This window comes from Arthrobacter sp. OV608 (assembly GCA_900110595.1).
Classification (GTDB): domain Bacteria; phylum Actinomycetota; class Actinomycetes; order Actinomycetales; family Micrococcaceae; genus Arthrobacter.
Window position 1 is genome coordinate 223,624 of sequence record FOEZ01000001.1, and the last position, 12,691, is coordinate 236,314.

A 12,691-nucleotide genomic window follows, 5' to 3' on the forward strand; every position below is an offset into this window, starting at 1 on the left:
CTGGCACCATGGGGTAGTGAGCTTTTTCCTGGTCTTTCTTGCCGTGCTGCTGATCGGCGCCGTCATCTGGACAAGCGTGGGGGGCCGGGCTGGAAAGCAGGGCGGCCGCCAGCTGCCGTCCGTTCTGGTTGGCGGCCTGGAGGAGCCGCCGGCCAACTTGCCGCCGGTCCTTCTGCCTGCCAATGCTGCGCCCCAGGACGTGGACAGCGTCCGTTTCTCCCTGGGCCTGCGGGGCTACCGGATGGACCAGGTGGACCAGGTGCTTGACGAACTGCGGGACCAGTTGGCGGCCAGCCGGAATGAAGTGGAAACGTTGAAGGCCCGGCTGGCGGAGGTAGCCCGACAGGCCCCTGCCGCGGAGCCGGATGCACGGGAGGCGTTGCCGGGGGAAGCCGGCACGGAAGCATCTGAACCTGGAAACAACAGGCCCGGAACTTCTGGGCCCGGCACTCCTGTTACCGGCCCACGTGAACCCGCTGCAGGGCAGTCGTCAGCAGGGCAGCCGGCCGCAGGGGAGGGCCAAGCTTGAGTACTGCCACCGGCCGCCGAACGGGACTGTCGGCGTCGGTCCACTCATTAGCGCTCCGCTACCGCGCGGCCGTCCGGGGCTGGCCCTGGTGGCTGCAGGTCACCACCATCTATGTCATGGCCCGGCTCGTCAGTGCGGGCATCTTTATGGCAGCGGCCCTGCATCAGGGACCCAACCCCTGGTTCGCGCCGAAACCTGACTACTGGAATTTCATCAACATCTGGGACGCCCGGTGGTACGTCAGGGTCATCGAGGGCGGCTACCCCGCCACCCTTCCCGTGGACGCCGCAGGCAACGTCCAGGAGAACACCTGGGCGTTTTATCCGCTGTACCCGTCCCTGGCCGGCGGGCTGGGCAGCCTCACGGGGTTGAGCCCCGCCGCCTCGCTGACCGTTATCGCGATGCTGTCCGGCCTGGGCGCTGCGCTGGTGGTCTACATGCTGTTCCGGCATCTGGCGTCCCACGGGACGTCATTGTGGGGGGTGGCCTTCTTCGCCACGTTCCCTGTGTCAGCCGTGCTCCAGGTCCCCTACGGCGAGCCGCTCTCGCTGCTGCTGCTGGCCGGTGCTCTGCTGCTGGTGATCCGGCGGGAGTACCTGTGGGCCATCCCGGTGGTGGTCCTTCTGTGCCTTTCCCGCCCGGTGGGAGTTCCTTTCGCGGCGGCGCTGGGCATCCTGTTGATCTTCCGCCTTGTCCAGCGCCTTCGGCGCAGTGAAACGGCAGGGCATACAACGCCGGACCTCGTGGCCCTCACCACGCTGACGGCGGTAGCGGGCGCCTCGGCGCTGGCCTGGCCCGCCGCGGCCTGGGCTGCCACCGGGGACATCCAGGCCTATACCAAGACCGAAACCGTGTGGCGGGGCCACGACCTGGTTCCTTTCAAGCCCTGGTTCGATACCGGAGTGGACCTCTTCGGTCCCGTGCTGGGCATCCTGGCGCCGTTCGTTTTTGTTGCCCTCTTCGCCGCCATGCTGTACCTGCCCCCGGTGGTCCGTCTCGGCGTCGAACTCCGGCTGTGGTGCGCCTGCTACATGGGGTACCTGGTCATGTTCCTCCACCCGCAGACCAGTACTTTCCGGATGCTGCTTCCGCTTTTTCCGTTGGCGCTGGGGGCCGCGTTGCTGTCCCGGTCCAAGGCTTACCGGGGGACCGTTGTGGTGATGTTCCTGCTGCTGCAGATCGTGTGGATCGTGTGGCTGTGGGCTTGGGCCCAACTGCCGGGCGGAGGCGATTATCCGCCGTAGGATTTTCGACTTTTTTGCAGGTCAGGGTGCAAATTGCGCCCTGCCGGAAATGTCCATCGATTAGCTACGCGCGGGTAATTCCGCGATAATGGTAGGTAAGCAAGGACAAAAAGCATTTCAGAATACGCGCGGCCCTGGCGGTGTCCACCCACTCCGTCATGGCAGCTTGATCTACATGCGGACACAGCCCGCCCGGGCTGATCAGTCCTGGGACTAAATGGAGGGGAATTCCTCATGGCGGCTATGAAACCACGCACCGGCGACGGCCCAATGGAAGTCACCAAGGAGGGCCGCAGCCTGATCATGCGCGTCCCGCTCGAAGGCGGCGGGCGCCTGGTGGTCGAACTGAATGCTGCCGAAGCGGCCAACCTTAGGGAATGCCTGGTCGGCGTCACCGAATAATCATGCGGACAGGATCCGCAGCCTCGAAAGGCTGCGGATCCTGTCTTATTTTTTGACCGCTACGAGCAGGCCGTCGCCGGTGGGAAGCATGGCTGAAGCCAGCCGGTCGTCGTCGCGGATGCTTTTGCCCACCTGCCGCAGGACCACCGTGGTTGCTTCGCGGCCGGCAGGGTTGGCCACCTTGTCCTTGTCCAGGGCGTCGTTGATGACCAGCAGCCCGGCAGGCTTCAGGAGCCGGACGGCCTGCTCCACGTAGCCGGGCAGACCGGGTTTGTCTGCGTCGATGAAAACGAGGTCGTACGCGCTGTCAGTGAGCCGCGGCAGCACGTCGCCTGCGCGCCCGGAGATGGTGCGCGTCCGGTTGGCCGGGCTGCCTGCCTCGGAAAAGGCTTCGCGGGCGGCCTTTAGGTGTTCGACGTCAACATCGATGGTGGTCAGGACAGCCTGCGGACCGAGGCCCCGGAGCAGGCAGACGCCCGAAACCCCGGCTCCGGTTCCGATTTCGACGGCGGTCTGGGCTTTGGAGGCCGCTGCCAGTACGGTGAGGACGGCTCCCACGCCGGGCCCGATGGGGGTCACACCGAGTTCGAAGGAGCGCTCCCGGGCCCGAAGCATGACCTCATCCTCAGCGGGCAGATCTTCTGCATAGGACCAGCTGGTGGACTTGTCGGCGCTCATGGATGTTCGCTTTCTGGGCGGCAGGGGGGAGTATCCTCTACAGCCTACTGTGTCCGGTGCCGGCAACCGGGAAGGCGGGCTGTTGCGCCTACGGCTGAAGTTTTCCGGCAGTCAGGAAATTCCCAGCGAAGTTTGAAATGATTATTATCCGCTCATCCATAGGGTGGTCGGCGCCGAATCAGAGATGTCAACAGTATCCGGGCGTTAGCATTCCACGAGGGGAGTGGACGATGTCATCATCAGTTGTGGCACCTGTCCCTGCAGCACATCATGCCGAGGCTGAGTGGGTCCGTCCCACTTGGGAGGAAGTGGTGACCAACCACTCCGCCAAGGTGTACCGGCTGGCCTACCGCCTGACCGGAAACAAGTTCGACGCCGAAGACCTCACCCAGGAGGTTTTTGTCCGCGTCTTCCGCTCGCTGGAGAACTTCAAGCCCGGAACCCTGGACGGCTGGCTGCACCGCATCACCACCAACCTCTTCCTGGACCAGGCGCGCCGGAAAACCCGGATCCGCTTCGATGCCCTGGCCGAGGACGCCGAGTCGAGGATCGCCGGGCGTGAGCCCGGCCCGGAACAGAGCTTTGAGCTGAACAACCTCGACCTCGACGTCCAGGCGGCCCTTGAGGAACTTCCGCCGGACTTCCGTGCCGCCGTGGTGCTCTGCGACCTTGAAGGCTTGTCTTATGACGAGGTAGCGGAAGCCCTGGGCGTCAAGCTCGGTACAGTCCGCTCGCGGATCCACCGCGGCAGGACCATGCTCCGCGAGAAGCTCGCCCACCGCGATCCCCGTCCGCAGCAGTCCCGGCCCAAGCTGTCGCTGCCGCGCATCGCCGGCATCATCTGAACGGCGCATGAGGCCCCAGTTTCCGCTCGGCCGCAGGCATCAGCGCACCGCCAGCCACATCCAGTCATGCCACGAATGCGCCTCCGTCCTGCGCCGGGAACGCCAGTACCTGGAGCGGCTGCGGGAAGCCCCCATACCGCCGGCCAGCGATGACCTGACCGCCCGGCTCCTGGCAAGGACCCAGGAGTTGGCGGCGCAGCCCCCGCTTCCCCACACTCACCGCCAGGCCCCCCGGGCAGCCGTCCGTATCCTGGCGATGTCTGCCGGCGGAACAGTGGCGGCGGCCGGCGTCCTCGCGGCCGGTGCCTTTGCCGTCGCCGGTGACCCTGCCGGCCCCGGTGGAACGGTGGCGGCCGCCACTCTCGCCCACGTGTCCTCGCAGACACCGGCCGATGGCAGGCCATTGAGCCCTGAGCGGCTGTCCGCCCTGCGGACCGAGGGCTGGGTATGCCCGGACCTTGAGGCAATGGGATTCCACCTTGAGTCAGCTAAGGCAATGGTGCTGGAGGGCGGGCCCGCCGTCGAGCTGAAGCTTTCCGACGGGACGCACTATGCAACGATCACTGAACGCCATAGGGCAGGGCCGGAAACTGATCCGGCGGCTGAGGGGGACGTGGAGCCGCTGCAGGTCCTCGCGTCCTCGCCCTGGTCGGCGACCTACCGTGCTCCGGGACGGACGTTCACCTACCAGTCCAACCTGCCGGCCGAGCAAGCCGACGATGCCGTCCCCATCCTGCAGCAGCTGAGTGAGCGCGCGGCCGAAGGTGTTTTTGCCGAAGCCGTGGACCGGACGCCGTCGCAGGGCGGGGAGTCCGTGGCAACCCGGCTGCAGCGCGGATTGAACAAGATCGTGGCCCTTTTTATCCCGTAGTGGGGACGGATTCCGCCGGCTATGGACGGGAATCGTCACTGGCAGCCCGGAGAGGGTAATCTTCCTAAAGTGTTTGGAATCAACGGCCCGGAGTTCTTCCTTCTGCTGATCATTGGCGTCCTCGTGATCGGCCCCCAGCGGCTGCCCGAATACACGCAGAAACTGGCCAACCTGGTCAAGGAAGTGCGCCGGATGGCCTCGGGTGCGCGCGAACAGATCAAGGAAGAAGTGGGGATCGACATCGACGATGTCGACTGGAAGAAGTACGATCCCCGCCAGTACGACCCCCGGCGCATCATCAAGGAAGCGCTGCTCGACGACGACACCAAGCCCGTCAGCGCCGGTGCGCCCGCAGCCGTTGCCGCAGTCTCGGGTGCCGCTGCTGTCGCCGCAGCTGACACTGCCGCTCCCCAGCGGCCCGAGCGGGTGCTGCAGACGCTGCCGCCCGGCGAGGCCGCACCGTACGATACGGAAGCCACCTAGCCAACCTTCCGGGGAAGGTCAGCGCGGCTGCAGCCCCAGCTTCATTCCCGCCAGGCCGCGCGGCCTGGCAGCGAGCCGGCCGGCAATCGCCAAAAGCGCCTCAGCGGCGGGCGTCTCTGCCTGGCCCAGGACGATCGGCAACCCGGTGTCGCCGCCCTCCCGCAGCTTGATATCCAGCGGGATTTGTCCGAGCAGCGGAACGTCCTCGCCCACGGTGGCCGTCAGCCTCTCAGCAAGCACCGTCCCGCCGCCGCTTCCGAATAAATCCATCCGGCCGCCGTCGGGCATTTCCAGGTATGACATGTTCTCGATAACGCCCGCCACCTTCTGCCCGGTCTGGGTGGCGATGGCGCCGGCACGCTCGGCGACGTCCGCGGCAGCTGCCTGCGGTGTAGTGACCACCAGGATCTCCGCCTTCGGCAGCAGCTGGGCCACGGAGATGGCAATGTCTCCGGTGCCGGGCGGCAGGTCCAGGAACAGGGCGTCCAGGTCGCCGAAGTACACGTCGGTCAGGAACTGCTCCAGGGCGCGGTGCAGCATGGGACCCCGCCAGGCCACCGGCTGGTTGCCGCTGACGAACATCCCGATGGAAATGACCTTCACGCCGTAGGCAACGGGCGGAAGGATCATGTCGTCCACCCGGGTGGGCGCCTGGGTGATCCCCATCAGCGCGGGAACAGAGAAACCGTAGACGTCTGCGTCAACGATGCCTACCCGCAGCCCCTGGGCGGCCAGCGCGCAGGCCAGGTTGACGGTCACCGAGGACTTTCCCACGCCTCCCTTGCCGCTGGCCACGGCGTAGACCTTGGTCAGGGAATCGGGCTGGTTGAACGGGATGCCGCGCTGGCCTGCAGCCCCGCGGAGCAGCTCCTTGAGGGCGTCACGCTGTTCCTGGGTCATCACTTTGAGGTCCACGCCGACGGCCGTCACTCCGGGGACTGCCTGCAGCGCCTTGGTGGCGTCTGAGGTGATGGTGTCCCGCAGCGGGCACCCCGCGATGGTGAGCAGGACGGCGAGGGTGACCCGGCCGTCGTCGGCAATTTCCACTGATTCCACCATGCCAAGCTCGGTGATGGGACGGCGAAGCTCCGGATCGATGACTGTGGCCAGGGCGGCGTTGACAGCCTCCTGGGAGGGGCTCGCGGTAGGTGCGCTCAATTAACGTTCCTGGGTTGAATGGCCCGGTTTGACCCGGGGAATCTGCTGGGTGCGCGGGTTCCGCTGCCGCTCACGCTGTTCCTTGAGCTTTTCCCGGACCTTGTCCCGTGGAGACTCGTGCTGCCCCTGGCCGGTTGAATCGTGGGTGCGGAGCTCTTCCTGGGCTTCCAGCATGTCTTCCAGGAGCGAGCGCAGTTCGGCGCGGACGTAGTCGCGGGTTGCCACCTCACGCAGGGCGATGCGCAGCGAGGCCAGTTCGCGGGTCAGGTACTCGGTGTCGGACAGGTTGCGTTCGGCGCGCTGGCGGTCCTGCTGCAGCGAGACGCGGTCACGGTCGTCCTGGCGGTTTTGCGCGAGCAGCAGCAGCGGCGCAGCGTAGGACGCCTGCAGGGACAGCATCAGGGTCAGCAGCGTAAAACCGAGGTCTCGGGAGTCGAACTGCCATTCCAGCGGCGCCCAGGTATTCCAGGCAAGCCAGATGACCACAAACACTGTCATGTAGACCAGGAACTGCGGCGTGCCCATAAACCGGGCAAAACCTTCAGTGGCGTGCCCAAACGCGTCCGGGTCCGGGGAGAATTTGGGCAGGATCCGCTGGCGGCCGCTCAGCGGTGTATCGAGGCTCCCTGCGGGCACCGCCTTCGGTGAGGGCCTCTGGCCGGGGTTCTTTGGAACGCTGTTGTCAGCCAATACGGCCACCGAGCCTTCTTATCGGGGCTTCGCCATCGTGGGCGCGCCAGTCATCGGGCAACAGATGATCCAGAACGTCATCGACAGTCACCGCCCCCACAAGCCGGCCGGCATCGTTAACCACCGGGAGGGAGTTCAGGTTGTACGTGGCCAGGGTCCGGGCCACTTCGCTGATATGGGCCTGGTCGGACAACGGCTCCAGGTTCTTGTCCACGAGGTTGCCCAGCGACTCGAACGGCGGGAACCGGAGGAGCTGCTGGATGTGGACCACGCCCAGGAACCGGCCGGTGGGCGTCTCCAGTGGTGGCCGGGCGATGAAGATCGAGGAAGCCAGCGCGGGGGAGAGCTCCTCGCGCCGCACGTGCGCAAGGGCCTCGGCAACCGTGGCTTCGGGCGGCAGGATCACCGGCACGGGGGTCATCAGGCCGCCGGCAGTGTCCTCGTCGTATTCCAGGAGCCGCCGGACGTCCTCTGCGCCTTCGGGCTCCATCAGCTGGAGCAGTTCTTCTGCCTGCGCCGAGGGAAGCTCACCGAGGAGGTCGGCGGCGTCGTCGGGGTCCATTTCCTCCAGCACATCGGCGGCGCGCTGGACGTCCAGGGCGGAGAGGATCTCCACCTGGTCATCCTCCGGAAGCTCCTGCAGGACGTCGGCCAACCGTTCGTCCTGGAGTTCGCTGGCCACCTCGAAACGGCGTTTATCGCTCATTTCCTGCAGTGCTTCGGCGAAGTCGGCGGGTTTGAGGTCCTCATGGTTTGCCACGAACTGGGTGGCGGCCTGCGGCTCGGTGCGGGGGCCCTGCAGAGCGTCCGCCCAGTCGATGATCAGGGTTTCGTTGCGCCGCAGCCGGCTTAGCGGCGAGAGCGAATGGCCGCGGCGGACAAAGAGCTTGCTGACGAACCAGTCGCGTGAGCGGCTCTGGTCCATGGCGATGTCCTCGATGGTGGCGTCGCCGCTGCCGTCGCGGAGGGTGACGCGCCGGTCGAACATCTCGGCCACCACCAGTGTTTCGGCGCCGCGCTGTTCGAAGCGGCGCAGATTGACCAGGCCGGTGCAGATGATCTGTGTCTGGTCGATCGAGGTAATCCGCGTCATGGGCACAAAGACGCGCTTTTTGCCGGGTACTTCCACCACGATGCCCACCACGTGCGGGGCTCCCTGCGTCCCGCGGGAGAGCACAACAACATCGCGCAGCCGGCCCAGCCGGTCGCCCAGGGGGTCGAAGACGTCGAGTCCCAGCAGTCGCGCCACGAAGACGCGGGTAGGTGTTGTACTCACTCCTACAGGCTACCGAGTCTGCTCTCTTTTAGCGGAATTTACAGGCAGCACACATGCTGATGGGCAAGAATGGGACTATGGCAAACATATTTGGTGCTCCCAAGGCCGGCGGCCCCAACGGCATGGACGAAGCCAGGGCCGTTCCCACCGGCGACACCGTCGGCTCCTACACTTCCTACCTGGACGCCCAGAAGGCGGTGGACTACCTCGCGGACCAGCAGTTCCCCGTGCAGATGGTGTCCATCGTGGGCAATGAGCTGAAGATGGTGGAGCGGGTAACGGGGCGCCTGAGCTACCCGCGGGTGGCCTTGTCCGGTGCGCTGAGCGGCATGTGGTTCGGTTTGTTCGTTGGCGTGATGCTCTCCTTCTTCGCGCCGTCACCGGGGTACTTTTCCATCCTGACGTCCGTGCTGATGGGTGCTGCCTTCTTTATGCTCTTCGGCATTGTCACGTACGCGATGCAGCGGGGAAAGCGCGACTTCACGTCCACCAGCCAGGTGGTGGCCACCAACTATGACGTCATCGTGGCGCCCGAGGCTGCACACGAAGCACGGCGGCTCCTGCAGCAGCTGCCCATGACGCGCTCGGACGCCGCCGCAGGCAGCGGTCCCTATACCCAGCGCGACTACCAGAACCAGCCCTACCAGCAGCCGGGCCAGGGCCCCGCCCGCCCCAACGGCTGGAACGATCCTTATGGCCAGTCAACCGGTTCTTCTGTGCAGGCCCCTGGTTCAGCTGCGCAGGAAAGCCCGGCCTACGGCGCCTCTGCCGGGCAGCAGGACGACGGCGTCGCGCAGCCGGCTTCCCCGGCGCCCGCCAGGCGTTACCCGGACCTGCCCGACGGCCGGCCCCAGTACGGCGTCCGGCTGCCGCAGCCTGGTCCTTCCGCCGATGCGCAGGCCGCTCCCCAGCGCCCGGCCGGCGACCAGGGCCCCCTTGAGGAGCCTCGTCCCGTGGATGAGCAGCGCCCGTCGGGCGATTCGCGGCAGTAGCCGTTCCCACAACGCAAAAGCGGGGCCGCCGGAGGAATCCGGTGGCCCCGCTTTTGGGGTAATGCGGGGAGCTAGTGTGTCCCCTCGGCTTCGCGGTAGATGCCGGCCATCCAGTTCTCCACGTCCTCGGCCTTGCGGGGCAGGGCGGCACTGAGGTTGACGGGGCCTGCGGCGGTCATCAGGATGTCATCCTCGATGCGGACGCCAATGCCGCGGTACTCCTCCGGAATTGCGAGGTCCTCTTTCTTGAAGTACAGGCCGGGCTCGATGGTGAACACCATGCCTTCGGTGAGGATGCCGTCCAGGTAGAGCTCCCGCTTGGCCTGCGCGCAGTCGTGGACATCGAGGCCCAGGTGGTGGCTGGTGCCGTGCGGCATCCAGCGCCGGTGCTGCTGGCCCTCCGGGCTGATGGCCTCTTCCACGCTGACGGGAAGAAGGCCCCATTCGGCGAGCCGCTCGGCCAGTACGGTGGTGGCAGCGGTGTGGATGTCGCGGAATTTTGTGCCCGGCTGCGCCGCGGCGAATCCTGCGTCTGCGGCGTCGAGGACAGCCTCGTAGACCTTGCGCTGGACGTCGCTGAACACTCCGGTGGCGGGCAGGGTCCGGGTGATGTCCGCGGTGTACAGCGAGTCGGCTTCCACCCCGGCGTCCACCAGCAGGAGCTCGCCGGCGTTGATCTTGCCCGTGTTGCGGGTCCAGTGCAGGACGGTGGCGTTGTTGCCGGAGGCGGCGATGGTGTCGTAGCCGAGTTCGTTGCCCACCTCCCTGGCGCGGGCGAAGAAGGCGCCTTCCACCACCCGTTCACCCCGGGCGTGTGTCAGAGCGCGGGGGAGGGCCTTGACTACCTCTTCGAACCCTTCCACAGTGGCGGCGACGGCGAGTTTCATCTGCTCGACCTCCCACTCGTCCTTGAGCAGGCGCAGCTCGGAGAGGGCTTCGCTGAGCTTCTCATCCAGGGCATCCAGCACAGCGAGGTCCAGGTTGTCCGGGTCCTTGGCGGTGTTGTACCGGGCAGTGTCCACCAGGGCGTCGATGTTTTCGTCCACCTTGCGTACCAGGCGGATGGAGATGCCGCCGATCTCCGGGGCGCCCACATCCTTGGTGATGGCCGTCTCGAGCTGGTCGATATGGGCAGTGGCCAGGCCCAGGCGGGCCTCGAATTCGGCCAGCGTGGGGCGGGCTCCGATCCAGAACTCGCCGGAGCGCGAATCGGCGTAGAACTGTTCGGTATCGCGCCCGGCCAGGGGCCGGAAGTACAGCGTGGCACGGTGGTTCCCGCCGTCGTCGCCCTTTCCTTCCTCTACAGGCTCCAGGATCAGGACGGCGTCCGGCTCATGGTCGAGGCCGAGCCCGGTGAGGTGCGCGAAGCCGGAGTGGGGGCGGAAGCGGTAGTCGCAGTCGTTGGAGCGCACCTTCAGGGGGCCGGCAGGGATGACCAGGCGTTCGCCTTTGAACAGGCCGGAGATGGCCTTGCGCCGGGTCGCGGCGTGGCTGGCCACGGCGTCGCGCGCCGGGAGTTCCTGGCTGGACGGCGCCCAGTTGCTGGCCATAAAGGCTTTGAAAGCGTCGGAACTGGGCCGCTGGGAGCGGTTGTTGACGCGCTCGTCCAGGGGCTGGGAAGCAGAATCGGGGGTGTTATCGGCATCGTTCACGGCACCATCGTCTCACCAGCATGAAGGCTTGTGCGAATACCTGCATGATCTTGGGAGCCGGGGTCAACTAGGCTGGGCAGGTGAGGATTGACCTGCATGCCCACTCCAATGTTTCCGACGGCACGGAAAAACCGGCCGACGTCATGGCATCCGCTGCCCGTGCGGGGCTGGACGTGGTGGCGCTGACCGACCATGACTCCACCGCGGGCTGGGCCGAGGCTTCCGCTGCTGCCGTGGAGTACGGCGTTGCGCTGGTGCCTGGGATGGAGGTCTCGTGCCGCACTGAGCAGGGAATCAGTGTCCATCTCCTGAGCTACCTGCATGATCCGGACCATCCAGGGCTGCTGGAGGAAATCACCAAGGCCAAGGATGCCCGGCTGACCCGTGCTGAGCGGATGGTCACCCTGCTGGCGGAGGATTACCCGCTCACCTGGGACGACGTCATCCACCATGTGGCGCCGGGCGCCACCCTGGGCCGCCCGCACATCGCCGACGCGCTCGTGGCGGCCGGCGTGGTGGAGGACCGGTCCGAGGCGTTTGCGTCCATCCTCACCTCCCGGTCCCGCTACTTCATCCAGCACTATGCGCCGGACCCGGCCACCGCCGTCGAACTGGTCCGTGCAGCGGGAGGAGTTCCCGTGTTCGCCCACCCGGTAGCCTCCGCGCGTGGCCGGATCGTGGGGGAGCGCGTCTATCAGGAGATGATCGACGCCGGGCTGGCCGGCCTGGAAATCGACCACCGCGACAACCCTGAGGAAGGCCGCGGGTTCCTGCGCAGGCTCGCGGCAAAGCATGACCTGCTGATCACCGGGTCCTCGGACTATCACGGGACCGGCAAACCGAACCTGCTCGGCGAAAACGTCACCGCCCCTGAGGTCCTCGCCAGGATCGAGGAACTCGGAACCGGAACCACCGTCGTCCGCCCCTGACCCCATGCCCCAACTGGGTAGCGCTATGTGTCGTTTTGGAGCGTCAAAACGACACTTGGCGCTACTTACTTGGGCGGGAAGGACGTGAACTGGGCGTGCGCACCGAGGCGCTTGGCCATGATGTCGATGGCAGGCTGGTTCTGGTCCACGCACACAAACCTCCGGCCGAGCTTCGCGGAGACGGCCCCCAGTGTCCCGGAGCCGGCGAAAAAGTCCAGGCACCAGTCGCCGGGCCGGCTTGAGGCTGCCACCACGCGGCGGACCAGGCCTTCGGGCTTCTGCGTGGGGTAGCCGGTTTTTTCCTTGCCGGTGGGGGAGACGATGGTGTGCCACCAGACATCAGTGGGCAGCTTGCCCAGTTCACGCTTGGCAGGGGTCACCAGTCCCGGAGCCATGTACGGCTCGCGGTCCACCTCGGCGCTGTCGAAGTGGTACTTCGCCGGGTTCTTCACGTACACCAGGATGTTGTCGTGCTTTGTGGGCCACCGGTTTTTGGCCCGGGCGCCGTAGTCATAGGCCCAGATGATCTCGTTCAGGAAGCATTCCCGGCCGAAGATCGCATCCAGCATCACCTTGGCGTAGTGCACCTCGCGGTAGTCCAGGTGCAGGTACAGGGTGCCGTCGTCGGCCAGCAGGCGCCACGCCTCCACGAGCCGCGGCTCGAGGAAGGACCAGTAATCACTGAACGCGTCGTCGTAGCGGTGCAGCGCACCCTTGATCGTGTCGTAGGAGCGCCCCTTAAAGCCCAGCCGGTCGCCCGTGCCCTCAGCATTGGCCACCATGGTGGTCTGCTGGCGCTGCTGCGGCCGGCCGGTGTTAAACGGCGGATCCACATAAATCAGTGTGAAGGCGCCGTCCGGCAGCGAGGGGAGGAAGTCCGCGTTGTCCGCGTGAACCACCAGGCTGCTGCCGTCCGGCGCCCAGACAGTGTCAGTCATAAAG

The 12,691-nt window shown here is 66.3% G+C and carries 14 protein-coding genes; 8 read left to right on the forward strand and 6 right to left on the reverse strand.

The window, feature by feature from the left end; translation table 11 throughout:
• Nucleotides 1–16 precede the first annotated feature (16 nt).
• The 3 genes from BMX78_RS01115 to BMX78_RS01125 all read left to right on the forward strand — a co-directional run bounded on the left by BMX78_RS01115 (nucleotide 17) and on the right by BMX78_RS01125 (nucleotide 2,175).
• Nucleotides 17–529, forward strand: coding sequence for a DivIVA domain-containing protein (locus BMX78_RS01115; RefSeq protein ID WP_091415358.1), 513 nt, complete (start codon nucleotides 17–19; stop codon nucleotides 527–529).
• Nucleotides 526–1,773 carry a putative hexosyltransferase gene (locus BMX78_RS01120; RefSeq protein WP_091415360.1) on the forward strand — a complete coding sequence of 416 codons (1,248 nt, stop codon included), beginning with the start codon at nucleotides 526–528 and terminating at the stop codon, nucleotides 1,771–1,773. The genes BMX78_RS01115 and BMX78_RS01120 overlap by 4 nt, the downstream gene beginning before the upstream one ends.
• Nucleotides 1,774–2,007: 234 nt before the next feature.
• Nucleotides 2,008–2,175: a DUF3117 domain-containing protein gene (locus tag BMX78_RS01125; RefSeq protein ID WP_083435355.1), complete on the forward strand. Its 168-nt coding sequence runs from the start codon at nucleotides 2,008–2,010 to the stop codon at nucleotides 2,173–2,175.
• A gap of 45 nt (nucleotides 2,176–2,220) precedes the next feature.
• On the opposite strand, the gene BMX78_RS01130 is transcribed toward BMX78_RS01125, so the two are convergent.
• Complete coding sequence (locus tag BMX78_RS01130) at nucleotides 2,221–2,853, reverse strand: O-methyltransferase (protein ID WP_091415363.1); 633 nt, start codon at nucleotides 2,851–2,853, stop codon at nucleotides 2,221–2,223.
• 230 nt (nucleotides 2,854–3,083) lie between these two features.
• On the opposite strand from BMX78_RS01130, the gene sigE reads away from it, so the two are divergent.
• The 3 genes from sigE (at nucleotide 3,084) to BMX78_RS01145 (ending at nucleotide 5,052) form a co-directional block, all read left to right on the forward strand.
• Complete coding sequence (gene sigE / locus BMX78_RS01135; protein WP_091415365.1) at nucleotides 3,084–3,698, forward strand: RNA polymerase sigma factor SigE; 615 nt, start codon at nucleotides 3,084–3,086, stop codon at nucleotides 3,696–3,698.
• A gap of 7 nt (nucleotides 3,699–3,705) precedes the next feature.
• Nucleotides 3,706–4,569: an anti-sigma factor gene (locus BMX78_RS01140; protein ID WP_286138738.1), complete on the forward strand. Its 864-nt coding sequence runs from the start codon at nucleotides 3,706–3,708 to the stop codon at nucleotides 4,567–4,569.
• A 69-nt stretch (nucleotides 4,570–4,638) separates the two neighbouring features.
• Entirely contained in the window at nucleotides 4,639–5,052 is a 414-nt protein-coding gene (locus BMX78_RS01145; protein WP_091415368.1) for a twin-arginine translocase TatA/TatE family subunit, read from the forward strand.
• Between the two features lie 18 nt (nucleotides 5,053–5,070).
• Here BMX78_RS01145 and BMX78_RS01150 read toward each other — a convergent pair whose 3' ends face one another.
• From BMX78_RS01150 to BMX78_RS01160, 3 genes are read right to left on the reverse strand one after another with little or no spacing between them, the layout of a single operon-like run.
• The gene (locus BMX78_RS01150) at nucleotides 5,071–6,210 is read right to left on the reverse strand and encodes an Mrp/NBP35 family ATP-binding protein (protein ID WP_091415371.1); all 1,140 of its coding nucleotides are present in this window, start codon (nucleotides 6,208–6,210) and stop codon (nucleotides 5,071–5,073) included.
• Nucleotides 6,211–6,909 carry a DUF1003 domain-containing protein gene (locus BMX78_RS01155; protein WP_091415373.1) on the reverse strand — a complete coding sequence of 233 codons (699 nt, stop codon included), beginning with the start codon at nucleotides 6,907–6,909 and terminating at the stop codon, nucleotides 6,211–6,213.
• Complete coding sequence (locus tag BMX78_RS01160) at nucleotides 6,893–8,176, reverse strand: magnesium transporter MgtE N-terminal domain-containing protein (RefSeq protein WP_091415376.1); 1,284 nt, start codon at nucleotides 8,174–8,176, stop codon at nucleotides 6,893–6,895. Before BMX78_RS01160 ends, BMX78_RS01155 begins: the two co-directional genes overlap by 17 nt.
• A gap of 77 nt (nucleotides 8,177–8,253) precedes the next feature.
• Here BMX78_RS01160 and BMX78_RS01165 point away from each other — a divergent pair, with 77 nt between their 5' ends.
• Nucleotides 8,254–9,168: a YflT domain-containing protein gene (locus tag BMX78_RS01165; RefSeq protein ID WP_286138739.1), complete on the forward strand. Its 915-nt coding sequence runs from the start codon at nucleotides 8,254–8,256 to the stop codon at nucleotides 9,166–9,168.
• Nucleotides 9,169–9,239: 71 nt separating this feature from the next.
• Here BMX78_RS01165 and BMX78_RS01170 read toward each other — a convergent pair whose 3' ends face one another.
• Nucleotides 9,240–10,820 carry an aminopeptidase P family protein gene (locus BMX78_RS01170; RefSeq protein WP_091415379.1) on the reverse strand — a complete coding sequence of 527 codons (1,581 nt, stop codon included), beginning with the start codon at nucleotides 10,818–10,820 and terminating at the stop codon, nucleotides 9,240–9,242.
• Between the two features lie 80 nt (nucleotides 10,821–10,900).
• Between BMX78_RS01170 and BMX78_RS01175 the strand changes: the two genes are divergently transcribed.
• Nucleotides 10,901–11,749, forward strand: coding sequence for a PHP domain-containing protein (locus BMX78_RS01175; RefSeq protein ID WP_091415382.1), 849 nt, complete (start codon nucleotides 10,901–10,903; stop codon nucleotides 11,747–11,749).
• Between the two features lie 65 nt (nucleotides 11,750–11,814).
• On the opposite strand, the gene BMX78_RS01180 is transcribed toward BMX78_RS01175, so the two are convergent.
• The gene (locus BMX78_RS01180) at nucleotides 11,815–12,687 is read right to left on the reverse strand and encodes a DNA-methyltransferase (RefSeq protein WP_091415384.1); all 873 of its coding nucleotides are present in this window, start codon (nucleotides 12,685–12,687) and stop codon (nucleotides 11,815–11,817) included.
• Nucleotides 12,688–12,691 lie beyond the last annotated feature (4 nt).

Bases quoted from the DNA above. Each gene is read 5' to 3' on its own strand.
- BMX78_RS01125 (WP_083435355.1), top strand. From the start codon at position 2,008: ATGGCGGCTATGAAACCACGCACCGGCGACGGCCCAATGGAAGTCACC.
- sigE (WP_091415365.1), top strand. From the start codon at position 3,084: ATGTCATCATCAGTTGTGGCACCTGTCCCTGCAGCACATCATGCCGAG.
- BMX78_RS01165 (WP_286138739.1), top strand. From the start codon at position 8,254: ATGGCAAACATATTTGGTGCTCCCAAGGCCGGCGGCCCCAACGGCATG.
- BMX78_RS01180 (WP_091415384.1), bottom strand. From the start codon at position 12,687: ATGACTGACACTGTCTGGGCGCCGGACGGCAGCAGCCTGGTGGTTCAC.
- BMX78_RS01140 (WP_286138738.1), top strand. From the start codon at position 3,706: ATGAGGCCCCAGTTTCCGCTCGGCCGCAGGCATCAGCGCACCGCCAGC.
- BMX78_RS01130 (WP_091415363.1), bottom strand. From the start codon at position 2,853: ATGAGCGCCGACAAGTCCACCAGCTGGTCCTATGCAGAAGATCTGCCC.